At 32.0% G+C, this 26,718-nt stretch carries 24 protein-coding genes; 18 read left to right on the forward strand and 6 right to left on the reverse strand.

The annotated features are described in order from the left end of the window. Nucleotides 1–219: 219 nt before the first annotated feature. Entirely contained in the window at nucleotides 220–1,797 is a 1,578-nt protein-coding gene (locus DYH56_RS10520) for an NAD(P)/FAD-dependent oxidoreductase (RefSeq protein WP_114642829.1), read from the reverse strand. 352 nt (nucleotides 1,798–2,149) lie between these two features. On the opposite strand from DYH56_RS10520, the gene DYH56_RS10525 reads away from it, so the two are divergent. Further along, nucleotides 2,150–7,228, forward strand: a complete 5,079-nt coding sequence (locus DYH56_RS10525; protein ID WP_255414704.1) for a diguanylate cyclase — start codon at nucleotides 2,150–2,152, stop codon at nucleotides 7,226–7,228. A 252-nt stretch (nucleotides 7,229–7,480) separates the two neighbouring features. Here DYH56_RS10525 and DYH56_RS10530 read toward each other — a convergent pair whose 3' ends face one another. After that, nucleotides 7,481–8,182 (reverse strand): SDR family NAD(P)-dependent oxidoreductase, encoded by a 702-nt coding sequence (locus DYH56_RS10530; RefSeq protein WP_114642831.1) that lies wholly within the window; start codon nucleotides 8,180–8,182, stop codon nucleotides 7,481–7,483. A gap of 293 nt (nucleotides 8,183–8,475) precedes the next feature. On the opposite strand from DYH56_RS10530, the gene DYH56_RS10535 reads away from it, so the two are divergent. The 8 genes from DYH56_RS10535 to DYH56_RS10570 all read left to right on the forward strand — a co-directional run bounded on the left by DYH56_RS10535 (nucleotide 8,476) and on the right by DYH56_RS10570 (nucleotide 14,000). Beyond that, the gene (locus DYH56_RS10535) at nucleotides 8,476–10,407 is read left to right on the forward strand and encodes an AAA family ATPase (RefSeq protein WP_114642832.1); all 1,932 of its coding nucleotides are present in this window, start codon (nucleotides 8,476–8,478) and stop codon (nucleotides 10,405–10,407) included. Nucleotides 10,408–10,411: 4 nt separating this feature from the next. After that, complete coding sequence (locus DYH56_RS10540; RefSeq protein ID WP_147269608.1) at nucleotides 10,412–11,536, forward strand: HNH endonuclease; 1,125 nt, start codon at nucleotides 10,412–10,414, stop codon at nucleotides 11,534–11,536. 169 nt (nucleotides 11,537–11,705) lie between these two features. Then, nucleotides 11,706–11,918: a hypothetical protein gene (locus DYH56_RS10545; protein ID WP_114642834.1), complete on the forward strand. Its 213-nt coding sequence runs from the start codon at nucleotides 11,706–11,708 to the stop codon at nucleotides 11,916–11,918. Nucleotides 11,919–11,927: 9 nt separating this feature from the next. After that, entirely contained in the window at nucleotides 11,928–12,434 is a 507-nt protein-coding gene (locus DYH56_RS10550) for a hypothetical protein (RefSeq protein ID WP_114642835.1), read from the forward strand. Between the two features lie 152 nt (nucleotides 12,435–12,586). Next, nucleotides 12,587–12,793 carry a lipoprotein gene (locus DYH56_RS10555; protein ID WP_114642836.1) on the forward strand — a complete coding sequence of 69 codons (207 nt, stop codon included), beginning with the start codon at nucleotides 12,587–12,589 and terminating at the stop codon, nucleotides 12,791–12,793. A gap of 40 nt (nucleotides 12,794–12,833) precedes the next feature. Further along, complete coding sequence (locus DYH56_RS10560; protein WP_114642837.1) at nucleotides 12,834–13,043, forward strand: putative periplasmic lipoprotein; 210 nt, start codon at nucleotides 12,834–12,836, stop codon at nucleotides 13,041–13,043. Nucleotides 13,044–13,083: 40 nt separating this feature from the next. After that, nucleotides 13,084–13,338, forward strand: coding sequence for a hypothetical protein (locus DYH56_RS10565; protein ID WP_114642838.1), 255 nt, complete (start codon nucleotides 13,084–13,086; stop codon nucleotides 13,336–13,338). A gap of 65 nt (nucleotides 13,339–13,403) precedes the next feature. Beyond that, nucleotides 13,404–14,000 carry an OmpA family protein gene (locus DYH56_RS10570; RefSeq protein ID WP_114642839.1) on the forward strand — a complete coding sequence of 199 codons (597 nt, stop codon included), beginning with the start codon at nucleotides 13,404–13,406 and terminating at the stop codon, nucleotides 13,998–14,000. A 92-nt stretch (nucleotides 14,001–14,092) separates the two neighbouring features. On the opposite strand, the gene DYH56_RS10575 is transcribed toward DYH56_RS10570, so the two are convergent. Further along, nucleotides 14,093–14,962 carry a lysophospholipid acyltransferase family protein gene (locus DYH56_RS10575; RefSeq protein WP_114642840.1) on the reverse strand — a complete coding sequence of 290 codons (870 nt, stop codon included), beginning with the start codon at nucleotides 14,960–14,962 and terminating at the stop codon, nucleotides 14,093–14,095. A gap of 148 nt (nucleotides 14,963–15,110) precedes the next feature. Between DYH56_RS10575 and DYH56_RS10580 the strand changes: the two genes are divergently transcribed. Further along, nucleotides 15,111–16,595, forward strand: a complete 1,485-nt coding sequence (locus tag DYH56_RS10580) for an NAD(P)/FAD-dependent oxidoreductase (protein ID WP_114642841.1) — start codon at nucleotides 15,111–15,113, stop codon at nucleotides 16,593–16,595. A 27-nt stretch (nucleotides 16,596–16,622) separates the two neighbouring features. Here the strand turns inward: DYH56_RS10580 and DYH56_RS10585 are convergent, their stop codons facing one another. Beyond that, nucleotides 16,623–17,954 carry a Na+/H+ antiporter NhaC family protein gene (locus DYH56_RS10585; protein WP_114642842.1) on the reverse strand — a complete coding sequence of 444 codons (1,332 nt, stop codon included), beginning with the start codon at nucleotides 17,952–17,954 and terminating at the stop codon, nucleotides 16,623–16,625. Nucleotides 17,955–18,123: 169 nt separating this feature from the next. Between DYH56_RS10585 and DYH56_RS15990 the strand changes: the two genes are divergently transcribed. The 7 genes from DYH56_RS15990 (at nucleotide 18,124) to DYH56_RS10615 (ending at nucleotide 23,047) form a co-directional block, all read left to right on the forward strand. After that, nucleotides 18,124–18,279 carry a hypothetical protein gene (locus DYH56_RS15990; protein ID WP_158539123.1) on the forward strand — a complete coding sequence of 52 codons (156 nt, stop codon included), beginning with the start codon at nucleotides 18,124–18,126 and terminating at the stop codon, nucleotides 18,277–18,279. 66 nt (nucleotides 18,280–18,345) lie between these two features. Then, on the forward strand, nucleotides 18,346–19,113 hold the full coding sequence (locus DYH56_RS10590; protein ID WP_114642843.1) for a TrmH family RNA methyltransferase: 768 nt from the start codon (nucleotides 18,346–18,348) through the stop codon (nucleotides 19,111–19,113). Next, nucleotides 19,103–19,627, forward strand: coding sequence for an NUDIX hydrolase (locus DYH56_RS10595; RefSeq protein ID WP_114642844.1), 525 nt, complete (start codon nucleotides 19,103–19,105; stop codon nucleotides 19,625–19,627). Before DYH56_RS10590 ends, DYH56_RS10595 begins: the two co-directional genes overlap by 11 nt. 243 nt (nucleotides 19,628–19,870) lie before the next feature. After that, complete coding sequence (locus tag DYH56_RS10600; RefSeq protein ID WP_114642845.1) at nucleotides 19,871–20,548, forward strand: pseudouridine synthase; 678 nt, start codon at nucleotides 19,871–19,873, stop codon at nucleotides 20,546–20,548. Further along, nucleotides 20,545–21,264 (forward strand): PHP domain-containing protein, encoded by a 720-nt coding sequence (locus DYH56_RS10605; protein WP_114642846.1) that lies wholly within the window; start codon nucleotides 20,545–20,547, stop codon nucleotides 21,262–21,264. The genes DYH56_RS10600 and DYH56_RS10605 overlap by 4 nt, the downstream gene beginning before the upstream one ends. A gap of 11 nt (nucleotides 21,265–21,275) precedes the next feature. Then, the gene (locus tag DYH56_RS10610; protein WP_114642847.1) at nucleotides 21,276–21,923 is read left to right on the forward strand and encodes a hypothetical protein; all 648 of its coding nucleotides are present in this window, start codon (nucleotides 21,276–21,278) and stop codon (nucleotides 21,921–21,923) included. Nucleotides 21,924–22,072: 149 nt separating this feature from the next. Continuing rightward, the gene (locus DYH56_RS10615) at nucleotides 22,073–23,047 is read left to right on the forward strand and encodes a tyrosine-type recombinase/integrase (RefSeq protein ID WP_114642848.1); all 975 of its coding nucleotides are present in this window, start codon (nucleotides 22,073–22,075) and stop codon (nucleotides 23,045–23,047) included. 787 nt (nucleotides 23,048–23,834) lie between these two features. Here DYH56_RS10615 and DYH56_RS10620 read toward each other — a convergent pair. After that, nucleotides 23,835–24,812 (reverse strand): TIM barrel protein, encoded by a 978-nt coding sequence (locus DYH56_RS10620; RefSeq protein WP_158539124.1) that lies wholly within the window; start codon nucleotides 24,810–24,812, stop codon nucleotides 23,835–23,837. Further along, nucleotides 24,796–25,725 (reverse strand): tRNA modification radical SAM protein MnmL/YtqA, encoded by a 930-nt coding sequence (mnmL, locus tag DYH56_RS10625; RefSeq protein WP_114642850.1) that lies wholly within the window; start codon nucleotides 25,723–25,725, stop codon nucleotides 24,796–24,798. Before mnmL ends, DYH56_RS10620 begins: the two co-directional genes overlap by 17 nt. Before the next feature lie 107 nt (nucleotides 25,726–25,832). Here mnmL and DYH56_RS10630 point away from each other — a divergent pair, with 107 nt between their 5' ends. Beyond that, nucleotides 25,833–26,477, forward strand: a complete 645-nt coding sequence (locus DYH56_RS10630; protein ID WP_158539125.1) for a histidine phosphatase family protein — start codon at nucleotides 25,833–25,835, stop codon at nucleotides 26,475–26,477. Nucleotides 26,478–26,718: the final 241 nt, after the last annotated feature.

Genomic DNA, 26,718 nt, shown 5'->3' on the forward strand with positions numbered 1-26,718 from the left:
GTACGGGAATAAAATATAAATAACAAAAACGTAGGGGGAATTCATGAATTACCCCTATGGTTTGTTATTTTATAGAAATACATCAAAAAACCACACCCTTGGTAACATTGACCTGGATGTGGTTTTTATCCTATGTAATATAAAGTTTGTTTTAGGGTGGACAATGTTATTTTATTTTTTCTTCATGATCATAGATTTTAGAATGCTTTTGGATTCTGCTTATCTTATCTCTTCTGCAAATATACTGTCCACTATCTTCAGCCCGTCTATGGCGGCGCTGGTGATTCCTCCCGCATATCCTGCTCCTTCACCTATGGGATATAATCCCTTTGTACTGACGGATTCCCCTGCATCATTCCTGGTAATCTTAACCGGTGCAGAAGTCCTCGTCTCAGGCCCTATTAGGAGGGCTTCATTGGATATAAAGTCAGGCATCTTCTTCCACTGATGGAAGGCTGACTTCATGTTTTTCTTTATCATATCCGGGAAAAATTCATTTAAATTTTCAGATTTCATCCTCATGGGATAGCTACTTTTAGGCAGGGAGGTAGATTTTTTATCCTTCATAAAGTCCACAACCCTCTGTGATACTCCTCCATAATTCCCCACAGAATTATATGCATCTTTTTCTAATTTTTCCTGATATTCCATTCCGCTGAACAGGTGGTCACCAAACTCATTGGCTTTAATCCCCACAGCAATGGCAGAGTTACTGAACTCCCCATCTCTTTTGGAATAACTCATCCCGTTGACCAGACTTGTATTTTTTTCAGAGGCTGCATTGACTATAACTCCTCCCGGGCACATACAGAATGAGAATACCCCTCTGCTCTCTGCCTTGTTGTTATATGTCATACTGTATGTAGCAGCTTCCAGATTTTTATGACCGGCAAACTTTCCATACTGCATCTTATCTATAGCTGCCCTTGGATGTTCTATCCTTGTTCCCATGGCAAAGGGTTTATTTTCCATAAATACACCATTTTTATGGAGCATCCTATAGGTATCCCTGGCACTGTGACCAATGGCTAAAACCAGATGTTCTATCTCTACCCTGTCCTTTTTACCGTGAGATACAGTATCTACAGCCATAACTTTATTGTCTTTTATAAGGACATTTTCAACCAGGGTATCAAAATAAAATGTCCCTCCCATCTGTATTATCTTGGATCTCAGATTTTTTGTTACAAGTTTTAGGATATCGGTACCTATATGGGGTTTATAATCCCACATAATTTCTTTCTGGGCCCCTAATTTCACCAAAGTTTCAAATACATGGGTAATATATTCACTCTTTACCCGGGTATTCAGCTTACCATCGGAATAAGTCCCGGCTCCTCCCTCTCCAAACTGGATATTAGAGTTTATATCCAGATCATCATTTGCGTAGAAGTTGTCGATGGATTGGTCCCTTTCCTCCACTTTTTTTCCACGTTCAAAGATAATGGGCTTATATCCGTATTCACATAACCGGAGCGCCGCAAAGAGCCCCGCAGGCCCGCTTCCTATCACTCCTACAGGCCCGGCTAAGTTCTTAGGCCTTCTGGATTTGATTTGCAGGGCCTTGGGCTTAGTGAGCCATTTATGACCCTCTAAATCGATCTCTTTCTTCAGGGTTAATTCCAAATTATATAAAAATTTGATCTGAGTTTTTTTTCTGGAATCAATGGAACGCTTTATATACTCTATATGGACAACATCGGACAGATCTATCCCTTTATTCATCAGTTCATTTTTTATAGCCTGGTCCTGATCCTTCTCTATGGGGATCATTATATTATTTATTACTGCTTTCATCTTTCACCTCTTAATTTTATAATTCCTAATCATTATACCATAGGATAAATACTTTTCTCGACCCACGATTATTTAATTTATTTCTATTTTGTTTTAAACAATTCTCGAGCATATAGAATTGGTATTTTTTTATCTTTCAAAAATTAAAACTTAAATCAAAAAAATATTTGAAAAAATAATAATTTAAAGCTAAAATATCTATTAAACAGGCAACTCCTTTGGTGTTTTATATCATTACCGTAATACACATCAGGATTTGACTGTTTTTTAATTTTTTGCACAAATCAAGTTCTTAAATAACATTAAGGAGGGGAATATTATTCACTTAGATGGATTTGAAATAATAGAAAAAATACATAGCGGTAAATCATTATTGTACAGAGGCAGACGATTAAAAGATAATTTATCTGTGGTGATAAAAACCTTAGGTAAAGCTTATCCATCAAAAGAGATTTTTTCTAGATTAGAACTGGAGTATAGTATCCTATCTAGATTGGATCATGAAGGCATAATAAAGGCATATGCTACAAAGAATTTCAAAAGCTCTTTTGTAATTATAATGGAAGACTTCGGAGATGTTTCGCTAAAAGAAATGGTTAGCACAGAGAAACTCGATGTAAAAGAGTTTTTAGAACTAGCATTACAAATAGTTGATATTGTTGGATATATTCACGAAAACAATATTATCCACAAGGATTTAAATCCTTCTAATATACTTGTAAATGTTTCTACACGCCAGCTAAAATTAATTGATTTTGGTAGTTCTTCTCTAGTGGCATATGAGCATGCTACTTATAAAAGTTCCAATGAACTAAAAGGGACAGTTTCATATATATCACCGGAACAAACCGAACGAATAAATAGTGATGTGGATTATAGGTCAGATTTTTATTCATTGGGAATTACATTCTATGAAATGCTTACCGGGGAGCTCCCATTTCGAGCAACGGACATCCTGGAGCTTGTCCACAATCATATTGCAAAGGATATTGAAAGGCCAGTTCATCGATTTCCAGAGATTCCAAACGTTTTGTGGGATATTATTCTTAAAATGACGGAAAAAGATAAGAGGGATAGATATCAAAGTATAGTTGGCATAAGGAAAGATTTAGAATTATGCCAAAAAAAGCTTAAAGAAGTAGGATCAATTGAAGACTTCGATATTGGTAAACATGACTTATCAAGCCGTTTAGAAATTCCCAAACTCCTTTACGGGCGTGAGGATGAGATAAAAACCCTGCTTGACGGATTTTATCATTCAACAGATGGTAATGAAGCAATTTGCTTAATCGGAGGAAAGCCAGGTGTAGGGAAAACCGCTCTAGTAAAGGAAATTCACAAGTCAGTAATTGAGAAAAAAGGTTATTTCATTTCTGGAAAATTTGAACAATTTCAGCAAGATTTAATTTACTTTGCAGTTGTTAACGCATTAAAAAAGCTTGTAAAACAACTGCTTAGTGAAAGTGAATCAAGATTGGAGAGGTGGAAACGTCTTATTTTGGAAGCAGTGGGTCCAAATGGTCAGCTTATTATTGAAGCTATTCCTGAAGTGAAAAAAATTATAGGAGATCAACCAGAACCCCAAGTCTTGAATTCAAAAGAAGCCAAAAACCGGTTCATGTTCACATTTCGAGATTTTATTAGAGTATTTGCTAAAAAAGAGCATCCTCTAGTTATCTTTTTAGATGACCTGCAATGGGCGGATATGTCTACCATTAATTTGATTGAAACACTTGCTTCTTATAGACCTATTACATATTTTTACTTTATAGGTACGTATAGAAATGATGAAGTAAAGTCAGGACATCCCCTTTTATTTGCAATTGATGAACTTAAAAAGAATAGGATTGTAAAACAAATCCATTTGCAGCCTTTAAATGAGAGTGATATAAATCGAATCGTAGCGGATACCCTTTCATCAGATGAGGACAAAGTGAAAATCATCTCATCTGTGCTTTTAAAAAAAACAGAAGGGAATCCTTATTATTTAAAAGAATTGTTTAAGTCCTTTTATACGGATAATTTAATCTGGTTTGATACCTCTAAAAGACTCTGGGATTTTGATCAAGAAGCTATTGCGAAAGTGGAAGTGAGCAGCAATGTTGTGGAGTACATGATCGAAAAACTGAATAAACTACCAATTGATTGTGTACATATTCTAAAGATCGCTGCCTGCATAGGAACACAATTTGATTTGCATTCAGTGGCAAACATCATGAATGAGCCAACCAGTAAAGTGATAAGTTTATTTGAAAAAGTGGTGAAAGAGGAAATAATACAGCCAATAGACTATCAATACAGAATTGAATTTATAAAAAGTTCTGATTTAGACATTAAATACATATCTAAGTTTTCTTTTGTTCATGACAGGGTGCAGCAGGCTGTGTATCATTTACTTGATAATAATATGAAAAGAAAAGTACATCTCGCTTATGGGAAATTTCTACTTCAGAAGTCTGAACAAGATGATGAAAGCGTCAGATTAATTGATACAGTATACCATTTAAACGAAGGAAGGTTTCAAATAACTGATATTTATGAAAAAGATAAACTGTGTAGGCTTAATTTAAAGGTTGGGCTCAAGGCTAGGAATGCCTCGGCTTTTCATGAGGCTTACAACTATTTAAAGGTGGGTCTTGAATTGTTGCCTACAAACCCCTGGGGAAAAGCTTATGAGTTAAGTTTTTCAATGGTTAAAGAATTTTCAGAGTGTGCATATCTCGCAGGCCACAACGATATAGCAGAGGAAAAGATTCAGGTGTTACTAAGTCACGCAAAGACAGAATTAGAAAGACTCAAGGTATTGAGTATTTTAACGCAACAGTACTCTACCTTAGGTAAAATGGAAAAATCGATTGATATAGGTCTGGAAGGATTAAAGTTAAGCGGATTAAAGTTATCAAAACATCCGAACTCTTTAGTAATTTTAAAAGAGCTTATGCTTATAAAATGGAATCAAGGAAACAGGAAAATTTATGAGCTAGAGGACTCTCCTAAAATGACAGATGAAAAGCTAATAGCAGTCTTTGGATTGATGATGGAAACATTGACATCAGTTTATTTGACCGGTAATAAAAATCTGTTTGTCTTATTAGTTCTTAAAATGGTGAATTTTTCTTTGAGGTATGGTAATTGTTCGGCATCTGCATTTGCATTTTCTGGTTATGGGATGCTGCTTTGCTCTGTCTTTAATAATCCAAAGGATGGTCATGAATTTGGGAAACTAAGTATGACTCTTAATGAACGCTATCCTGACCCTAAAATAGAATGTAGAATCTTTCATGGATATACGGATTTTATTTTTCATTGGGCAAATCATTGGTCGGAAATGACACCGCTTCAAAAAAAGGGCATTAAAATAGGTTATCAGTCTGGTGATTTTTTATATACTTCATACATTGCGCATCATAACCATATGTGGAATCCTCAACTTATGTTAGATGAGATGCTAGATAAGAAAAACATGGATCGAGACATTATCAAAGAAACAGGCTATCTTGATGCACTAAATGAGACAGACCTATTTATTAATACATGTCGTAATTATATGAATATAACCGAAGACAAATACTCACTTGATTATGAGAGTTTTACCGAAAAAAAATGCCTGGATGAGATGAAAAAAAATAATTTTACAACAGGTATTACTGCGTATCATATATGGAAAGCAGAAATCTATACTTTTTATGAAGTTTACGATAAAGCTATCGAACATATTGAAATAGCAAAACTAACAATAGGATCTGTAATGGGGCTGCCATATATCGCCCGATTTTCCTTAACTACCTTTTTGGCATATGCCGGTCAATATAAAAAAATGAACAATCAAGATAAAAAACTAGGAAAGAAGCGAATGAAAAAAGAATATAAGCAGATTAAAAAATGGGCCAAATTTTGCCCAAGTAATTTTCAACATATTCAACTGATTATGGGAGCTGAATTAGAAAGAGTTTCAGGTAAGCCAATGAAGGCATTAGAACTTTATAATCAAAGTATAGTGAAAGCCCATGAGAATAAATGGTTACGTGATGAGGCTCTGGCAAATGAGTTGGCTGCAAGGTTCTTTTTAGAGCTAGGCGAAGAAAAAGGAGGAGTAGGGTATTTGCATGATTCTTATTATCTTTATGATAGATGGGGGGCCACTCGAAAGGTAAAAGATATGGAGAAAAAATATCCCCATTTATTATTTGATAAGCAAATAGTCCGGCAACAAACTAACCAAACAGGTATAAGTACTATGCCAAACACTTCAACACCATCTGTGCTACTGAATAACAGCAGTAGCACAATCAGCAGTCTAGATTTTTCGACAATTTTAAAATCTTCCCAGGCTATTTCAAATGAGATTGTTCTTGAAAATTTTCTCAAAAAGATGATGAAAATTGTTATTGAAAATGCAGGGGCTCAAAGAGGTTATTTTATTACAAAGACTAATAAGAATTTAGTCATACATGCAAAAGCATCGTTGACTAAAGAAACGGTAGATGTAAAGCTAAATGTTTCGGCTGAGGATTACAATAAGCTTCCTAAAAATATAATCAATTACGTTGCCAGAAACCACGAAAAAATAGTAATCTATAATGCAACTCAAGAAGATACATATCAGGATGATGAATATATTAAAGTAAACCAGGTAAAATCCATCCTTTGCATCCCATTATTACGTCATAATCAATTAGGGGGTATTTTGTATCTTGAAAATAATTTAACAGCAGGAGCTTTTACAGTGGAGAGGATAAGAGTTTTGGAAGTTCTAACTTCTAATATACTAATATCATTAGAAAATGCAAGGCTTTATAGGTCACTAGAAGAACATAATAGTAAACTTGAACAACAAGTAGCCGAGAGAACAAAGGAATTATCTGTAAAAAATTCTGCCCTTAAAGAAAAAAATCAAAAATTAGAAGAAACTCAAAAGGAATTGAAACTTTTAGCTATGACAGATCCATTGACAAAACTTCTTAACAGAAGAAGCATGATGGAGAAGCTGCTGTATGAAGAACTACGATATAGAAGAAGTAAAAGAACTTTTACAATCATACTAATAGATATTGATAACTTCAAAGTTTTTAACGACCAGTACGGACATAACTGCGGGGATTTTATATTACAACTACTCGCACAAGAAATGCAATCTTTTTTAAGAGCACAAGATATAGTCTCCCGTTGGGGTGGTGAAGAATTTTTAATTTTGTTGCCAGAGACAGATAGAGACGGCGGTCTGCATCTTGCAGAAAAACTACGTCAAAAAATTTCAGATCAATTATTTATATACCAAAATATTAATCTTTCCATTTCGCTAACCCTTGGAGTAACTACTTATGATACTCTAGAAGACATTGAAGAATGTATTAAACTTGCTGATAAAGGACTTTATGAAGGGAAGAACAAAGGGAAGAATTGCGTAGTTTTTATGGATGATAAGATATAGATTATTTATAGGGATTTTTTCTTTATATCACACTTAAAATAGAATCAATATCTAAAAGATTCGGCTTTATTTTATAAGATTAACTTCACCATGGTAGCAGACCTATACTATAAATATAACTTGCTATATATCATTAAAAATGATACTATATTTTTGAGACGTTAGCCTGTCCGATTAAGTTGAAGTACCGAGTTACTTCAACGCTTGTGCGATACTTTATGTATCGCACTTTTTTAATTTAAATGAACTCACTTACTTTCTTCTGTTAATAACTAAATCTGAAATTAATATCTTATGATTAATAGCTGCATGAACAATTTCTTCTGCTACATCTTCAGCTTTCATAAATGTTAAAAACTCATATCCTGAATCGATGTCATTCCAAAATGGAGTATTCATCCCTCCTGGATAAACTATAATGACCTCTATATTTCCACCATGGATTTCATCCCTTACTGATTCAAGAAAGCCCTTTGCTCCCCATTTGGCAGCACAATATATAGTTTCATTTTTCTTTCCTATTTGTGCAGCAGTAGATAAAATATTAATAATTTTACACTTTTGTTCCAAACTTTTCATGTGTGTTACAGCTCTTGAAGTCATATTAATCAATCCAACGAGGTTGGAATTTAGGATGGAACTTATCTCATACTCTGTCACCTCTTCTACACTCCCAAAGAACCCTTGCCCTGCATTGTTATACAGATGCTCTATCTCAATATTATCTGTTTTTAAATCTAAAAAAAATTTATCTACTTCAGACAGATTAGAAATATCAATTTTAACCCCTATAACCTTTACTTCTTGAGAAATTATCTTCAATTCTTTGGTTGAACTATTTAGTTTTTTTTCATCTCTACCCATTATTATAACGTTTTTACCCATCTTTATTAATTTTTTTGCCAGTTCATAACCGAGGCCCGAAGTTCCCCCTGTTATCAATGAATATATCATCAGTCCACCACCCTTTTTTCATCATGTTAATCTAATATTTTGAAATTTTTCTATATCCGTTATTTTCAACCTAATAAAAACTTCTATAAATTCAATGAACTTTATGAGCTCTTCTCTAATTTACTTATTTTTCAGCTTTTTCCTCCAAATATACATTCCATCATTTGTTCTAATAGCTCAATAAGGCTCATATAATGTAAATATCCTTACAGCCATATTTAAACTATTTCCGGTTGACCAAAAACCCTATAAAAGTATATGATAATTAAAGGAAATAGATTAGAGGGGGAAAAATGGAATTAGTGTATGTGTGGATAGAAGAATATAAAAATATAAAAAATCAAGGATTTAATTTTAGTCCAAATCATGAATTTGAACTAATAGAAGAAAATGGTGAATATCGATTGGAAGATAAAATGACAGATAAAGATAGAATTCCAAAAGAATTTTTTTGGCAAAATATTAGCAGTATAACTGCTATTATTGGAAAAAACGGAAGTGGAAAAACTAATTTATTAGAAATAATAGCAAGTAAAATAAGTTTTGTAGAACCAATGAATACAAATCTTGAAGGAATTTTTATTTTGAAAAAAGAGGGAGTTTTAACTTGTTATGTCCATAAAAAATTAGAAAAAAATTTTAATAAGGGCAATTTAAATATTAGGGTTTTTGGTAATGACGGAGAATATGTATCTTATCCTAGTGCAAAAATAAAAGTTTTATTTTTAGCAAATCATTTGGACATGCACCATCAAAAACAAAGGTTACAATATGGTCAAATAAATTTTGTTGATTTGTCCTTAAGTTGTCTACTTCGTAATAAATTTGAAAGGACATTAGACGATATAAAATCATTTAATATTATAAATGATTTTAAAAAAGAAATTATATACAGACAATTACAACTTATTTCAGAATTTAAAGGTGATTATCCTTTACCTAAAATATTAAGATTAGAAAAAAATGAGGATATCATTAACATACTTTATGAGAAGTTAATAAAATCAATAAAAAACAATGATATTTTTTATTTTAGGGGAAATGATTCTTTTGAACCTCCTAAAAATGCAAGTGATTTTAAAAAAGAACTTTTTATAATGCTAAAAGAAGTAAAAAATAGAGCTGAAAAAATGGATATAACCTTAGAGAGAAATTATAAAAATATTTATATTGAGCCAAATAGAGAATATGATAAACATATGAAAAATAATAAGGAAAGTTTAAATTCTATTTATAATTTTATTTATAACTTTATATGGTTACTTGAAGAAGGTATTAATTTTATTGGTGCAAATATTGATATACAGGATAAAGAAAAATTAGAAAAATTGAATAAAATTTTTTATACATATAAAGAGAAAAGTTGGTTTAGCATAAACTATGAGCCTCCTCTTAGTACAGGAGAAGAAAATTTATTATTTTTTTATTCTCAATTACATGATTATTTTAAAAAGTGTGATACAGAAGAATTTATAATTTTAATTGATGAATTGGACAACACGATGCATCCTGAGTGGCAAAGAAAATCTTTAAATAAATTATTAAAATTTTTAAACAATTATTTTAATGAAAAGAAAAAAATACAAATAATTACAACTTCTCATTCCCCATTTATGGCTAGTGATTTAACTAGAGAAAACATAATAATGTTAGAAACTTACAACGAAAATGACAAAGAAACAGAATTAGAAGAAAATGATGACAATTACCAAAAGGTAGGAAACTGTAAAATAAAAAATCAGAAAAATTTAAAGACCTTTGGAGCAAATATCCACGAACTATATAAAGAATCATTCTTCATGGAGTCTACCATGGGAGACTTTGCTTTAAGTAAGATAAAAGAAGTGATAGAAGACCTAACAACTTTAGAGTGTATCCAAAGAGCAGATAGAAAATTAAAGAAGCTAGAGAAAAAAGCAGAGGAACTAAAAGAAAAAGGTGAAGAGTTACCAAAAACAGATAAACTAGAAAAAGATAAACTAGAAGAGAGTACTAGCGAACGTGTTAGAAAAAAAGGCGAAATAGAAGAAAAAAAAGAAACTATAAAATATATAATCGACCGAGTAGGAGAAAAGGTTATAGGTAGAAAATTAAAAGAAAAGTATAGGGGAATTTTTAGAGAAGAAAAAAGTACAGAAGAGAAATTAAATAGCAAATGGAATAGTCTTAATGAGGAAGAAAAAGTAAAATTACTAAGCGGAAAGTTTGGTGAAAATAATGCATAAACCTATGAATGATAGTAAAACTGAAATTTTAAAGAAAGCCTATTGGAAATACTTTAAAGAAAAAAAGTTAGAAAATTGGAAAGATAAAATACTTCAATCGGAGAATATGACATTATTATTTATTAAAATAGTAGAAGTATTAGTTCTTGAAATTTTTTATTCAACTGAAGGAATCGATGAAGCAAAACTAGAAAAAGTTATAGAAAAATTAGTATGTATAGAAAAAAATGATCTTAAAAAATTAATAAATATAATCGAAAGAAAAATTAGTAGAAATAAGAAGAGTAAAAAAATTGAATATGCTTTAGGTAGTTCAAATTTGGAAGATAACGCTGATAAAATATCTGACTTTTTTTTAGAGCAATACACAAATTTTCAACAAACAGTTTTTATGACTGACAATGTTAGAGACTATTTTTTAACTTGTCCTTACTGTAATGCAACATATTTATTTGATCTTAAACAGAGGAGTAAAAGAGGAGGAGAATCTGGAAACAGTGACTATTTTGCAGATCAACTAGACCATTATTACCCGAAGAGTAAATACCCTTATTTAGCTATGTCTATATTTAATTTAATTCCATCATGTCCTACTTGCAATCATATTAAAGGAAATAAAGAAAATCATCTACATCCACATTTTGAAGAGATGGGAGATAACGCTAAATTCACCCTATCTATGAGTTGTTTAGGAGAATTAACGGGGATAGAATTTGAAAATATGAAAGAATATAAGGAACTCGAAAGTGATCTAGGAACATATGTTAGTTTAAATTTTGATTTAGAAGAAGGATTTAAAAAAAGAGTGGAATTAAAAATAAAAAAAGATATAGATAGTGAGTTAAAAGAAAGGATTGAAAATTCTAAAAAAATATTTCAACTGGAAAATAAATACAGTGGGGTTAAGGATGAAATCAGAGACCTTTACTTTAAACATAAGCTTTTAAGTCAATCCCAAAGGGAAGAAACATTGAGTCAGTTTGGAGATTCTTTAGGAATAACACCAGAAGAAATGGAAGAGGTTTATTTTGGTGCTAGAAAAACTGAGGAGCATAAACGACCACTATCAAAATTTATAAACGATATACGGGATTTTTTAGATGGTGATGATCAGGATGGTTTTGAATAAAGAAATATTTTAGAAGGCTCACAATTTTGTGGGCCTTTTTGGTTGATATCTTCCTTTGAAACTGTTATCATAAGAAGGGGAATAGATGCAGGACCTAGGGTATGAAATAAAGGATTTTTTCTTAAATTACAGAATAATATAAAAAATATAGTATTTTAGGAGGGGTCATATGAAAATTTATATTTTATTGATGTTATTATTATTTACCTCTTGTGTTTCCAATAAGGAGCTTATTAAAGCCAATAAAGATTTAGAAGTTACAGTAAGGGAACAGGAGATAGAATTTAAAAAATTAGAGGCAGAGAATAAAGAATTAAGTAAAAATATGGAACAAATAAGTGAAAGGATTCAAAAAATCAAAGATTTTTATGAATTAAATTAGGGAGGATCGATGAAAAAAACTTTTATTATAGGGTTTATCCTTTTAGGGATAGTAGCCAGGGGAGAGATGGGGACAGATATTAAACAGAATCAAATTATTCTGGATAATATTAAAGCAGAAAATACCCGGCTTCGAGATGAAATAAAGAGATTAAGCCAGATCCTGGATAAATTAGAAATAAATTTAGCCAGGGAAATAAAATTTGAAGATTTAGGTATAGAGATAAAAAGAGATATAGAAAGTTTTACTTTAAAGATAGCAGGCGAAGATCTCAGTCAGGGAGAATATGACAAGGTATTGGATAATTTTATAGGTGTGATTAAATATGATTTAAAAGGCCCTGTGATCTTTGCAGGAGATAAGGAAAATGTAGAATTTTTAAGGTCTCATTTTACTGGTAAGGGGATTGATCCTGCTAGGATAACCCTGGAAATTAAAAAAAATGATGGTATAAACCCAGATAAAGAAGGAATAAAGGTAAGAGAAACAAAAATAATATTGAAAAAAAGAGGCTGATCCAAAAGGATTAAGCCTCTTTTTTTATGATTTTTTTAGCTTATGAGCCTATAAATGTAAAAAAAACAAAAAAAAATAAAAAAAAATAAAAAGAAAAATTAAAAAAGCGGGTATAGTAATGTAGGAGTTATTAAATATAGGAGGTAATAGTTATGAAAAAAATATTATTGGGACTTTTGATAGTAGGAGCTCTTTCAGCTTGTTCGAGTTCAGAGGAAAAAGAAATGGATATGCCAACACAAGTTCAGACATTGAATGAAACTGTTGCTACTCAAACGCAAGAATTTGAAGCTTTAAAAGCAGAGGTTGAAGAATTGAAAATGCAAACTGAAGAATTGAAGATGGGAGTGCAAGAGTAAACTGATTTAATTAATGAAACTAAAAACTAGGAGGAATATTATGAAGAAAATATTATTGGGACTTTTGATAGTAGGAGCTCTTTCGGCTTGTACAAGCTCAAAGGAAAAAGATATGGAAATGTCAACAAAAGTTGATACATTGAATGAAACTGTTACTACTCAAATGCAAGAATATGAATCATTAAAGGCAGAGACTGAAGAATTGAAGATGCAGGTGGAAGAATTAAAGATGATGGAAGTGCAAGAATAAAGTGATTCAATCAATGAATCTAGAAACCAGGAGGAATATTATGAAAAAAATATTATTGGGACTTTTGATAGTAGGAGCTCTTTCGGCTTGTACAAGCTCAAAGGAAAAAGAAATGGATATGTCAGCACAAGTAGCCCCAACAAATGTAGCAGCCCCGGTGCAAGCAGTTCCAGCACAAGCGGCTCCAGTGCAAGTAGTTCCGGTACAAACAGTTCCAGCACCAGTAGCAGCACCAGTAGCAGCTCCGGTGCAGGCAGCACCAGCAGCTACTTCCGCTCCAGCATACTCTAACTAATGTAGTTAAAGAATTGAAGATAGAAGTGCAAAAATAAAGTGATTATAAAAATTAGGAGGAATATTATGAAGAAGATATTATTAGGATTTTTAATAGTAGCAGCTCTTTCGGCTTGTACAGGCTCAAAGGAAAAAGAAATGGATATGCCAACAAAAGTTGATACATTGAATGAAACTGTAATGGTAAATGCCGATACTCTAACAGAGATTAAATCTGAGTTAGAAGCAACTCAACAAGAGGCCGATATGATGGCAGAACATATGAAGATGGTAAATGCATTTAAAGGAACAGGTGCTACTGTAACTAAAGTAGACGATGGCTTGCACCTTACTCTTCCCGGAGATTCAGCTTTTAAATCGGGTAAGGCAGTATTGAATGACAGTATGAAAGCAGTACTAGATCCAATTGCTGAAACTTTAACAGCTTATCCTGGAGCAGATGCTATGATCAAAGGTCATACAGACAGCTCAGGGTCTGAAGAAGCCAATCAAAAATTATCAGAGGATAGAGCCGTGGCAGTTTCTAAATATTTAATAGGTAAGGGAATAGATTCTTCCAGGATAGGAATAGTAGGAGTTGGAAGTTCAGAACCTGTTGATGATAATGATACTAAAGAGGGTAAAATGGCTAATAGAAGAGTTGACCTGACAATTACATATTAATAGAAAAAAAGGAGCTAAAAATAGCTCCTTTTTTTATTATCTAGGAAATTATACTAGCAAGGTATGCTTATCTGGATGCAACGTCACGTTGCTTATTTTTTAAACTCCTTACTCAGTCTCCATCTATCATGGAACCACATCCATTGTTCTGGATTTTCTCTGATGGCTTCCTCCATAAGATGGATTAAATTTTGTGTATTGACCCTAACATCGTCTTTAAGATTTCCTGTTTCAATGAGTTCAATTCTTTTTATGATTTTTACGGTGTTAGTGTTGTTTTCATTTAATATTGAGTATCCAAATACCAATGGTACTTTAAATTTTAATGCAAAGTGGATAGCCCCTGTGGGAGCTATGGTATCTCTACCGAAGAAATTGACAGTAGTTCCTTTATCCCTGTGGTCTGAAAAAAGAGCTAAGATCTCTTTGTTTTTAATTACCTTTAGCAGCTCTTTAGGAGTGCTCTTTGATTTTTTTATCATATTAAAATTAAGCTGGCTACGATTTTTAGTGATATATTCATCTATATACGGGTTTCTTTGAGCTTTAACAACATCGGATAACCTGTATTTTTCTGTGATCTTCAGGGAAGCTTCTAAATTCCCCATATGCATCGTAGCTATGATAAGACCTTTATTTTCAGCAACAGCCTCATCTAAAATATGATAGTTTTCTACATTGACCTTGGTCTCGTCAAAAATATAATCCATAATCCATAGAGATGACAAATATGCCTTAGTCAGCACCTTATAATTTTTTTTGGCTAGTTCTACCCTCTCTTCATCTGTTTTTTCCGGGAAGGCTAATTTTAAGTTAGCCAAGGCTATCATCCTTCTTTTTTTTATAAGGTGATATCCCATTATCCCTAATTTTTCAGCAAAATTATATCTTGTTTTTTCCGGGAACATCATAAGTAGTTTTACAAAACTAATCATGAGATAATATTCTATTTTATGCTTCATTCCATCCTCCTAATTATGTGTAAATTTAAGTCTATATAGTCTACCATAATTACTATGATGGTGCAATTTTACCAGATAAATTTGTGATCAAATCAATAATGAGGTAACATCATATTAAAAACTAAGTATAAGATGAGGGGTGTTAAAGATGTATGATATTGCTATAATTGGTGGAGGAGTTATCGGGTGCGGTATAGCCCGGGAACTTTCTAAATATAAGATTGAAACAGTGGTAATTGAACAAGAGGGGGATGTAAGTTGTGGTGCTACAAAGGCAAACTCAGGAATTATCCATGGGGGCTACGATGCAGCATATGGAACAAAGAAAGGTTATTTTAGCCATAGGGGGAACATACTTTTCGATAAACTGGAAAAAGAATTAAATTTTGGATTTGAAAGGATTGGATCATTGGTACTGGCCTTTGATAATGAGGAAATGAAAACACTGTCTGAAATAATGGAAAATGGTAAAAAAAACGGAGTAGGGGACCTGAAGATCATAGGGAAGGAAGAGTTACTGCAATTAGAGCCAAATGTAGGAGAAGCCATAGGGGCCTTATACTGTAAGGGAGCAGGGATAGTTTCCCCCTATGAATATTGTATAGCTCTGGCTGAAAATGCCATATCAAATGGTGTGGAGTTTAAATTTAACAGGAGGGTAAATGATATAAATAAAGAAAAGGATATATATACCATAAAAACTGCTCTGGAAGAGGTGAGGAGTAAGGTGGTCATCAATGCTGCCGGTGTAAACTCCGATACCGTCTCCTGCATGGTAAATGAAGAGTATTTCCATATAATTCCTCGAAAGGGGGAATATCTGGTCTATACAAAGGGCTACGGGGATAAAGTTAATCATGTTATATTTCAATGTCCCAATGAAAAAGGAAAAGGTGTCTTGGTTACACCTACCTATCATAACAACCTTATGGTAGGCCCCGATGCACAAATAATGGACGATAAATATGATACTTCTACAAATATAGACAACCTATTTAATATTATAGAAAAAGCAGAAAGATCTATTCCAAATTTGGAGAATAAAAAAATTATTAGGAGTTTTGCAGGGACTAGAGCTACCAGCAGTCTCCACGACTTTATAATTGAGAAGACTAAGTCTAAAAACTTTATCAATGTGGCAGGGATAGACTCCCCGGGAATAACATCCTCCCCTGCTATAGCCCGGTATGTAAGGGGGTTAGTTGAAAAGATGATAGATCTTCCTGAAAATGATGAATTTAACCCCTATAGAGAGCCCAATATTATAAAAAAATCAAAGGATGATATGCTCCCTATGAAAATAGTCAATGAGTACATTAATTTAGGTGAAGATGATCCCGACAGGATAGTGTGCAGGTGTGAACAAGTCAGATTAAGGGAGATCATGGATGCCCTGGACAGGGGGATAAAAATCACTTCTACAGACGGAATAAAAAGACGTACCCGGGCAGGAATGGGTATCTGCCAGGGTAGTTTCTGTGAACCCCGGGTAAAAAAAATTATTGCTAAAAGATACGGTATATCAGAAGATGAGATAACTACCAGGGGGATAGGAAGCGGGAGCGAGCCTGTCCGGGTAGAGATAATGAAATTTAAAAAGCAATGTGAAGCTGCATCTAAAAAAAACTTCTAAGGGTCTATCGATCCTTAGAAGTTTTTTTTATTTGGATAGGACTACAACGTCACTGTTTTTTCTTAGAGTGAAAAAATTTAATAATGGAATTAAAAATAAAAAATAGGAATATGGCAGGTACCCATAGCTGCTAACCATCATTGTTGTAGTTGGTATAAGAGCTGATATATTCCATGGAATAAGGGGAGCTAATACTATACTGGTGTTTTCCAAATCAACAGCAAAATTTTCCTTATCAATTCCTTTATTACTATAAGTTTTTCCCATGAGCTGATTAGTTAATACAATAGAGATACTCTGATTTGATCCGATAGCTGCAGTAAAAAAACTTACTATATTAGTATATAAAAATACCTCTTTTCTAGAATTTGCCCTGGTAAAGATACTTTCTATTTTATTCAGCATAGCTGTTTCTTCAAATATCCCAGCCATAGCACAAGAAATAAATACTACCATAACAGCACTCCCCATAGATAAAATTCCTCCTCCCTTAATAATGTCATTTAATGGATTGTTATTTTCCAGATGAAATCCAGTTGTTATAATATTAAAGATTTCACTGGGGGTATACCCTTGGATTGTTATACACAGTATAACGGCTGTTATAATACTAACTACCATGGAAATTTTAACATCTATCTTAAACAGGGAAAAAACTAAGATTATTATAGTTGGTAACAACACCATGGGACTTATGTTAAAAGTATTATATATTTGAGGGACTAATTCACTCTCTACCAGATTTAAAGGGTTATTAAAGGAAACAAATCCATAGATAATAATACAGGCTAAAACAGCTAAATTTCCAGTTTTAAACATATTTTTTATATTGCCATATAAGTCTGTGTTTGTAAGATTGGCTACTAAATTAGCACTAGAAGACATAGGAGAGATACGATCTCCAAAATAAGCTCCTGAAATAATAGCTCCTGCAGTAATATCTATATTTACACCTCCACCCTTAGCCATAACAATAAAAGCAACACCCACTGTACTTACAGTCCCGAAAGCTGTTCCCAGCAAAAACGATATGAGAGAGGCTATAAGGAAGGCATAGAGGATAAAAAAATCTGGATTCATATATCTCATACTATAGGAGACAATTCCAGGAACGGTCCCGGAAGCCATCCAGGTAGATGTAATGATGCCGATTAAAACAAATATTTTTAAAACTACAAAAGATTTTTTTCCCCCATTGAATGCCATAATTAACAAATCATTTAAAGGATATCCTCGTTTTATCCCTATCCCTATAAAAATCAAAAGACACAACATCAGCGCGTATCCTATAAAATATCCATTATAAATTGCAATAAAAAGAGTTACCAAAGCACCACTAACTCCAAACAATAGATCCATATATTCCCCCTGTAAAGTTTTATAGTTGATTTTAACATGTTTTGTTATAAAAAAAATATATTTTATTTTTTTTATTTAGGAAAATATAGCGGGCACAATACTGCCAGCAAGGGGCATGATTTCTAACAGTGAATGCATCACAAAAATGTCACGTAGAGGGAGTTAATTTATGGCAGATAAAATTAAAGAGGAAAAAGGCTCCTTATGTTGTAGAGTATTGATATATAAGTTTAAAAGTTTGGTTCTAAGGAACAGTGTACACTGTTTACTGGAGATCTTTGTTGTTTATCTATCAATTAAATATAAAAACAGCAGGAAAAAATAGTTGTATTTTTTTACTTATAAATATATACTATATGGTAACCAAATTTATTTGTTAGGAGATGTAAGAGTGGAATTTATAAACAGTAAGGAAAATAAATTATTTAAAATAATAAAAAAATTAAAGCAAAAAAAATATAGGGAAAGAGAAAATCTTTTTTTAGCCGAAGGACATAAATTTTTGGATTTTTCCACAAATCCTAAATATATCATCTTACGTGATGGTGAGGAGGAAAATTTTCCTAAGATAGACAACTTTAACTGTAAGAAATATATATATAGTGATACTTTATTTAACGATATTTCAACACAAGAAAATTCACAAGGTGTGATTTTAATCTATGATTTTCTGTCTAATTCTATGGAAAACTTAGGAGAAAATATAGTGATATTAGACCGTATCCAGGATCCTGGAAACCTGGGGACAATCATTAGATTAGTAGATGCAGTGGGGTTTAAAGACATCATATTAACTGCTGGAAGTGTTGATATATATAACGATAAGAGTGTTAGAAGCAGTATGGGCTCATTATTTAATCTAAATATAAACTACCTGTCAGAAGAGAAACTTGTGGAGTTTTTAAAATTAAACAATTATAATGTTTTATCCAGCGGATTAACAAATGAAAGTGTAAATTATAACAAGGTGAAGTTAAAAAATAAAAATGCCATTGTTTTTGGAAATGAAGGGCAAGGGGTATCGGAAAATATATTAAAAGTGAGTAATGAGATCGTAAAGATACCGATATATGGGAGTGCAGAATCACTCAATGTAGGAGTAGCTACTGGAATTATATTGTATAAATTCAAAGAAATATTGGAGGAATATGAGGTATAAACATATAAAAAAAGAGAAGGTCTTTGAAAATAAACATTTTGCAATATATGAGGAAGACCTAATTCTACCTAATGGGAATCAGGTAAGATGGACTTTCTTACAGAATTATATAGCTGTAGGAGTAATTGCATTTACTCCAGAGGGAAAACTTTTATTGGTCAAGCAGTATAGGCCGGCTTTAAAACAAGAGATAATCGAGATCCCTGCAGGGCTTGTAGATCCTGATGAGGATGTGGAAAAAGCTGCCATGAGAGAACTGGAAGAAGAAACCGGGTACAGGGCAAACAAGATGATTAAAGTGTGTGAATACTTCAGGAGTCCAGGGCTCTCTTCTTCGAAGATGTTTATCTACATGGCTGAAGATTTAGTTAAGACAAATCAAAATCTGGATGAGGATGAATTTTTAGAAGTTTTAGAAGTTGATGTAAAAGAGATAGATGAAATATTAAAAACACCCTTAGACGGAAAGACCCTTTATGCACTCAGTTATATAAAATCAAACTTAAAGAAATAGCCCATTTGGGTTATTTTTTTGTGGAAAAAAATAAATTAAAATCGTGGTATAATAGAGAAAAGATAAACAATAATATTCAAAAATAAAAAATATTTTTTGACACGGATTACACAGATTTAAAAATTCTAATTTTCACAGATCAAAAATTTTACAGACTTGTATAAACTCTGAGATTTTTTGACTTTAATTAGAGTTAATTAGTGTAAATTAGTGGCTAAAAGAAAAAGTAAGGAGAATTAAAAGATGAGATTAGATAAATATTTAACTGAATGTGGATTAGGCAGCAGAAGTGATGTAAAAAAAATATTAAAAAATAGGGAAATTAAGGTCAACGGAAAGATAGAATTTTCACCTAAATTGAATGTTTCTACTGCTGATGAGATCTTATATAAGAATGAAATGATAGAATATAAAGCCACAAGATATTATATTATGAATAAACCTGCCGGATATATTACAGCAACTGAAGATAAAAGACATAAAACTGTTATGGAAATTTTTCCAGAATGGGTAATTCAAAAGAATCTTTTCCCTGTCGGAAGACTGGATAAGGATACAGAGGGGTTGTTGCTTTTTACAAATGACGGGCCTATCTCCCACGAACTATTGTCTCCTAAAAAACATGTGGATAAAATTTATTATGTGGAAGCTGAAAAAAATATTACAGATGAAGAGATGAAGAGATTAGAATTAGGAGTAGATATAGGCGGGTATATAACTAAACCATCCAAATGTGAAAGAGTGGATGAAAATAAGATAAACCTCACTATAAACGAGGGAAGGTTCCATCAGGTTAAGAAGATGCTTCATGCAGTAGATAACTGTGTGACATATTTAAAAAGGATCAAATTTGCTGAATTAGAATTAGGAGACATGAAAATAGGTGAGGTCAGAGAAATCAGCGTGGAGGAGATTCTATGAAATTTTTAATTGATCTGCATACCCACACAAATACCACACCCCATGCATATAGTTCCTTGGAAGAAAATATCAGAGCAGGAAAGAAAAAAGGAATTGAAATTATCGCCAACACCATGCATGGTCCCTATCTTCAAGATTCCCCCCATTGGTGGGCAATAGCTAACCAAAGGACGTTGCCGGATTATGTAGATGGAATAAGAATATTGAAAAGTGTAGAAGCCAATGTAATAAATATAAATGGTGATTTAGATATAAACGATAAGATAATCGAGATCTGTGATATTATCATAGGAGGATTTCATAGTATTCCTGAATATGGAGATACTAATGATATAAATAAAAACACTGTGGCCATTATAAATGTTATACAAAATAATGCGGTAGATATCTTGGTTCATTTGGGAAATCCGGAATTTCCAATAGATTATGAAAGAGTAGTTGTTGCAGCAAAAAAATATAATGTAGCTATAGAAATTAACAACGGATCACTGACTACCAGCAGAGGAGGATCAAAGCCAAACTGTGAAAAAATCATGGAACTTTGTTTTAAATATAAACCGTATATTTCTTTAGGCAGCGATGCACATTTCTCTACTCTTATTGGTGAATTAACTGAAGCTGTAGAATTAATAGGAGACTATGATAAAAAATTAATATTAAATACAAGTAAAGAAAATTTAAAGGAATTTTTTAATCTTAGAGGTAAAAATATATAGGGGTGATTAAAATGAGAAAAATGATTATATTTACTTTTTTAGCCATTACAATTTTTACATATTCAGAGGTAACAGAAATAGTGAGAGATTCTGAAGGGAAATTAATAGTGGAAGATGCTGGAGTAAAAAATTCACAGAAAAACTATTCTGATATAAACTATTCCGATATAAATGATTCAGAAGCAAAAGAAATAGTGGAAGATGCTGAAGGGAAAGAAATGGTGAAAGATACGAAAGTAACAAATCCACAGAAAAACTATTATGCAGTAAACGATTCAGAAGCAAAAGAAATAGTGAAAGATGCTGAAGGGAAGAACATTGTGTTGAAGGAAGATAAAACCTGGGAACCAGAAAAAGAAGTAGAAAGTAAAAAAGAGTTTGAAAAGAAGGTAAAGTTATCCAATGTTGAACTTTCTCCTAAAAGGAGTGATGGGAGAAGTCTTACAGGAAGTATCACAAATAAAAGTAGAAAAAAGTTAGAGTATGTTACCTATAATGTAATATGGAAAATTGATGGTCAGTATTCCATTGTGAAGACCTTTACCATAAAAAATCTGGATTATAATGAGACTAAAGAATTTAATAAAAGAATTCATTTAAAAGGGATTTCAGGCAGGGATTATAAAATTGAAATTTTAGATTTTGAATGGGAAGATTAAAGAGTTTAAAAACCTCTAAAAATAACTTTTTTGTATAGTTGTTAGATTAGAGGTTTTTTATTTTCACAGGTGTATTTACAGCGTCAAACAATTTTATAGGGCCACAAAACGTTTTCTATATGATAAATAATAGGACTTTAGGAGGAGCGATGGAGTTAGTTAAAAAAGATACCAGTTTATCGATTCCAAAAAAACGAAGGAGAAACCGAGAGAATAGCGGGACAATATTTTCTATCTATAAATCTGAAAAAACTTTGAAGGATTATATGTTTCACTTGAATGATTTTCTAAAATATATATATGAATATGACGGGGATTTGAACCCTGATGAAACTATGAATATGATGAATAACATTGAAAAGGAAGATATAGAGGACTATCTGAAACATCTCCTCCACGAGAGGAAATTAAAAAAAAGTTCTATCAATAAGATCATATCTTCCCTGAAGAGTTTATATAAGGAATTGGAAAAGAATGGTTATAACAATCCATTCAAATATATTCCGTTGTTTAAGACAACTAAGCATAATTTGGATAATGTTCTTAAACTTTCCTATGAGGAGTTAAAGGAAATCATATTAAATTTTTCCGTTATGGACGATAAAAGTTTTAGAGATTTAGTTATCCTATATACTTTATTTTATACCGGACTGAGAAGTTCCGAGCTGATAAATTTAAAATATGATGATATCATTGAAAGACAGGGCAGTATTGTTTTGAGGCTGAAAGAGACAAAAAGCGGGAAGGAACAGTATAAACCCCTCCACGATGAGTGTTATAAAAAAATAATGGAATTTAAAAATTACATTATGAAACTGTATAAGATCGGTTTAGATGAGATTTTAGACCACTATATATTTTCAAGAACTTTCAGTCCCAACCAAAAAATGTCCTATAATAATTTGTATAGAATCATAAAAAATAAAGGACTTATCATAGGCAAAGAGATTTCTCCTCATAATATCAGACATACTGTTGCTACAGAACTTTCTTTACGTGGTGCAGATATTTTGGAAATACGTGACTTTTTAGGTCATGCTGACACCAAGGTTACCGAAGTATATATCAACGCAAAGAACATATTAGAAAAAAGAGCTATCACCAAATTACCCAAGTTAATTTGATGTTAGCTTTTTTTTACCCGGTTATATTAGTGCAGATAATTATTAATCGTATATCAAAGATAATAATACTGAATATAATAACTGTTATATTCATTATTATTAAACAGCTTATAATTACTTCAAATAATATACTGGAGTTTTCCCTTTAAAACAAAGGATTTTATAGAAATTTTATAAAGTGGCAACTAAATTAACCTTTATTTGGTTTTATATGATATTACTCTGTTTATTTTATCACTTGAACTAATTATAAATTTTATAATTTTAAAAATAGATCCATAGAGATTCTCTCGTGTTTGAAGTATTCTGCAGCGGGTCTTAATCTACCGATCAAAAGAAAGAGGGAAGAAAAGATAGGCTTTTATTGGAATTCGAACCTTCTTAAAAACCCTTAATTTTTGTGGATTTTATAAATTCGGACACCCGATTTTTGTTGACTTGGACAGTTATCTCTTTTCGCAGGGAAGTTAGGAAAGGAAATATATTTTCATATTTATTATAAATTTTAACTTTATGAAAAATTAATCGCTGAGATATAATTCTAATTTTTTTTGAATTTTTCATAGAAAAAAATAAAATAACAAGATGTTAAAAACAATATACATCAGATGAATAATAATTGTTTTTAACACCGACAAAATTCTAAATTCCATAAATTACTCCGAGTAATTATTAATAATTACATTTCATTATATTTATATACAGGAATAAAAAAATCCTTTATATATAAATACAAAGGATTTTTTTTTAAATTGTAATAAGTGATAACAACAAAATAAATCCATAATTAAATTAATAGGACTTTATTTTGGATTTTTAAATTTTCCAGCAATTCTTTTTTATCTTTCCATTTAAATTCATAGACCAAATATTCAATATCTAGTTTTTTTAAAATTTTATTTATTGAGGTATCGTCATATATTTTATGGGAGTCCAAATTGGTTATGTGATCCATTATGATCCCATACCTTTCCACTCTGTTTTTAATTACAGCTATTTTATTTTTATTTTCTTTTAATTTGTTTTTTCTATATAAAAGCGGAAAGGTTGCATTTAGATGAATTCCACGAATATGTTTTTTTAAAGTCGGAGAATTTAAAATCACCTTTTCTATATATTTTTCAATATTTTCAAAATTGTCTATATTTTCATCTGTTAGTGTCAGATGGGATATATCCAGCATGATCCCCTTGTTGGAATAGTTTATCTGATCCAAAAAATCTTTTGTTTCTGCCTCATCCAAAAGATCCATTCCAGGCCACCATAAATTTTCCAGAAGCAGGATAGGCCCATTGTCCATATCTTTAAAAACTTCGTTAAGAAGATCAATTGTATAAGTCAGTACTTTTTTATTTCCATATTTAAAATTATCGCCAAATACTTCATCCAGTCCAACATGGGCCACATGAAAAACCATATATTCCGATCCCATCTTAATGGAGTCCAAAAACTCCTCCCTGTAAAAATCAATCAATCTCTGACGACCCCATCCCCCATAAACTTCTACAGCTTTTTCCAAACTTTCAAATTCCTTTATCAATTCCACCTCATCTTCCAGCCACATATGCAGCCAGGATGGAAAATATAACAGGTGGTGTCCGACGGGTTTCACGATCTCTATATTTTCAGGTTTATAAAATCCCCCTGTCATGGTTTCAATCCCATCTAATTGATGTTCCTGTAAAATTTTATTCAAGCCAATCCATCCATCTCCTATTTGATCAAGATAGTTATCAGATGCTATAAAACTAAGTAATCTTTTCATCCTGATCCCCTTGTGATACATTGTTTTCTTTAAGATATTTTTCTATGGAATTTAAAACATTTCTTTTGTCCAAACTCCATTTAGGTTCCATAAGTGTTTCACGGCTTCCGTCCCCGGTCAGTCTATGGATAACCATATCTTTATCTAAAATTCCGATCCCCTTTGCTATCAGTTCTATATACTCCTCCTTAGTCAGAGTGTGAAATTTTGTCTCTATATACAATTTTTCTAAATTTGTATTCTTAATTATATGTAAAAGATGAAATTTTACTCCCCACACTTTTTCCCTGACTATATGCCTTATGGAAGCTAACATGGTCTCAAAGCTTTCATTTGGAAGACCCAAAATAATATGGGCAACCACTTTTATATCTCTATTGTTTAACTTGCTCATGATATCATCAAATACTTCTAATTTCCACCCTCGATTTATATTCTCGGCTGTTTTTTCATCAGTAGTCTGCAAACCCAATTCTATCCATAAAAAAGTTTTATTGTTCAGTTCCTCCAATAAATCTAAGATCTTGTCATCTATACAATCCGGCCTGGTAGCTATAGCCAGCCCCACTACCCTGGGATGGGAAAGTGCCTCCTCATATATTTTCCTTAAATATTCTAAATCTCCATATGTATTTGTAAAATTCTGAAAATAAGCAATGACGTTTCCATGGGGAAATTTTTTAACGATTAACTCCAGTTGTTCCTCAATTTGATCTGTTATACTTTTTTTTCTGGACCCTGCAAATTCCCCGCTTCCGCTATCGCTGCAAAATATACAGCCTTTTTTACTCAATGTTCCATCTCTGTTGGGACAGGTAAATCCGCCATCCAAAGAAACTTTATATACTTTCTCTCCAAATTTTTCTCTTAAAAAATAATTCAATGAATTATATCTTTTTTCTCCCCATCTCATCTATCCTATCAGCTCCTATTTGTTTATTTTATCATTATACCATGCCTGTTTTTATTCTACAAAATATGGTAAAATTAAAAGCAGATAAAATTTACGAGGTGACAAAGATGAATACAGAAATTTTCCTAATTAGACATGGAGAAACAATTTGGAACACTAAAAAGCTAATACAGGGACAATTAGACAGTCCATTAACGGACAACGGTATCCACCAGTCTAACCTTTTAGCCCAGAGGATAAAAAAAATAGATCCCGATGTAATCTATACCAGTGATTTAAAAAGAGCTGTTGATACAGCAAACATAATAAACCAGCATATAGGTAAAGATATAGTTGAAATTTCTGGTGTCAGAGAAAGACATTGGGGAATATTTCAAGGTGCTGACTGGCCAAAAATTAAGAAGTTTTTTCCCACTCAATATAAATACTATAGAAATGACAGTAAAAATTATATGATTCCAAATGGTGAATCTTATAATCACGTGACTAAAAGAACGATGGATAGCCTTATAGATATTATTGAAAATCATAAAAACCAAAAGGTGGTTGTAGTGACCCATGGTGGGGTTATCAGCCCATTGATCAGGGATTTACTGTCTATTCCCTATGAAACACATAAAAAATTTATAATCTCTAATACCAGTATAACCAAGTTAGTCTACAATGAATTTGGATTTTCCATCCTGTCTTTAGGTGATATAGCCCATTTAGAAGGCGAAAAAAAAGTTTTGAATGAAATGGAAGCAGGGTAGAAAAAAGAATCACCTCAATTGAGATGATTCTTTTTTTTATTATCTAGGAAATTATAAATTTGAATATTTGTAAAAAAGAAGAAGTTTAGTTGGATGATAAAGAATTTTTAGAGAAAAAATTACTTTTAGGAAATAAATGAATAAAAAAATGTATATAAAAAGGGGCTTAGAAAATAAGCTTCTTCGAAAATATTAAGTTGTAAAAATTTAAGAATAATACAAATCTCCATATTTTTTATGA

This window comes from Psychrilyobacter piezotolerans, from assembly GCF_003391055.1.
In the GTDB taxonomy this organism is placed as follows: Bacteria; Fusobacteriota; Fusobacteriia; order Fusobacteriales; family Fusobacteriaceae; genus Psychrilyobacter; species Psychrilyobacter piezotolerans.

Excerpts from the sequence above, each read along its gene's own strand:
- DYH56_RS10605 (WP_114642846.1), top strand. The coding sequence starts at position 20,545 with ATGAAATTTTTAATTGATCTGCATACCCACACAAATACCACACCCCAT.
- DYH56_RS10615 (WP_114642848.1), top strand. The coding sequence starts at position 22,073 with ATGGAGTTAGTTAAAAAAGATACCAGTTTATCGATTCCAAAAAAACGA.
- DYH56_RS10550 (WP_114642835.1), top strand. The coding sequence starts at position 11,928 with ATGAAAAAAACTTTTATTATAGGGTTTATCCTTTTAGGGATAGTAGCC.
- DYH56_RS10620 (WP_158539124.1), bottom strand. The coding sequence starts at position 24,812 with ATGAAAAGATTACTTAGTTTTATAGCATCTGATAACTATCTTGATCAA.
- DYH56_RS10565 (WP_114642838.1), top strand. The coding sequence starts at position 13,084 with ATGAAAAAAATATTATTGGGACTTTTGATAGTAGGAGCTCTTTCGGCT.
- DYH56_RS10610 (WP_114642847.1), top strand. The coding sequence starts at position 21,276 with ATGAGAAAAATGATTATATTTACTTTTTTAGCCATTACAATTTTTACA.
- DYH56_RS10600 (WP_114642845.1), top strand. The coding sequence starts at position 19,871 with ATGAGATTAGATAAATATTTAACTGAATGTGGATTAGGCAGCAGAAGT.
- DYH56_RS10575 (WP_114642840.1), bottom strand. The coding sequence starts at position 14,962 with ATGAAGCATAAAATAGAATATTATCTCATGATTAGTTTTGTAAAACTA.
- DYH56_RS10570 (WP_114642839.1), top strand. The coding sequence starts at position 13,404 with ATGAAGAAGATATTATTAGGATTTTTAATAGTAGCAGCTCTTTCGGCT.
- DYH56_RS10560 (WP_114642837.1), top strand. The coding sequence starts at position 12,834 with ATGAAGAAAATATTATTGGGACTTTTGATAGTAGGAGCTCTTTCGGCT.
- DYH56_RS10520 (WP_114642829.1), bottom strand. The coding sequence starts at position 1,797 with ATGAAAGCAGTAATAAATAATATAATGATCCCCATAGAGAAGGATCAG.
- DYH56_RS10585 (WP_114642842.1), bottom strand. The coding sequence starts at position 17,954 with ATGGATCTATTGTTTGGAGTTAGTGGTGCTTTGGTAACTCTTTTTATT.
- DYH56_RS10540 (WP_147269608.1), top strand. The coding sequence starts at position 10,412 with ATGAATGATAGTAAAACTGAAATTTTAAAGAAAGCCTATTGGAAATAC.
- DYH56_RS10555 (WP_114642836.1), top strand. The coding sequence starts at position 12,587 with ATGAAAAAAATATTATTGGGACTTTTGATAGTAGGAGCTCTTTCAGCT.
- DYH56_RS10545 (WP_114642834.1), top strand. The coding sequence starts at position 11,706 with ATGAAAATTTATATTTTATTGATGTTATTATTATTTACCTCTTGTGTT.
- DYH56_RS10530 (WP_114642831.1), bottom strand. The coding sequence starts at position 8,182 with ATGATATATTCATTGATAACAGGGGGAACTTCGGGCCTCGGTTATGAA.
- DYH56_RS10595 (WP_114642844.1), top strand. The coding sequence starts at position 19,103 with ATGAGGTATAAACATATAAAAAAAGAGAAGGTCTTTGAAAATAAACAT.
- DYH56_RS10580 (WP_114642841.1), top strand. The coding sequence starts at position 15,111 with ATGTATGATATTGCTATAATTGGTGGAGGAGTTATCGGGTGCGGTATA.
- DYH56_RS15990 (WP_158539123.1), top strand. The coding sequence starts at position 18,124 with ATGGCAGATAAAATTAAAGAGGAAAAAGGCTCCTTATGTTGTAGAGTA.
- DYH56_RS10630 (WP_158539125.1), top strand. The coding sequence starts at position 25,833 with ATGAATACAGAAATTTTCCTAATTAGACATGGAGAAACAATTTGGAAC.
- DYH56_RS10535 (WP_114642832.1), top strand. The coding sequence starts at position 8,476 with ATGGAATTAGTGTATGTGTGGATAGAAGAATATAAAAATATAAAAAAT.
- mnmL (WP_114642850.1), bottom strand. The coding sequence starts at position 25,725 with ATGAGATGGGGAGAAAAAAGATATAATTCATTGAATTATTTTTTAAGA.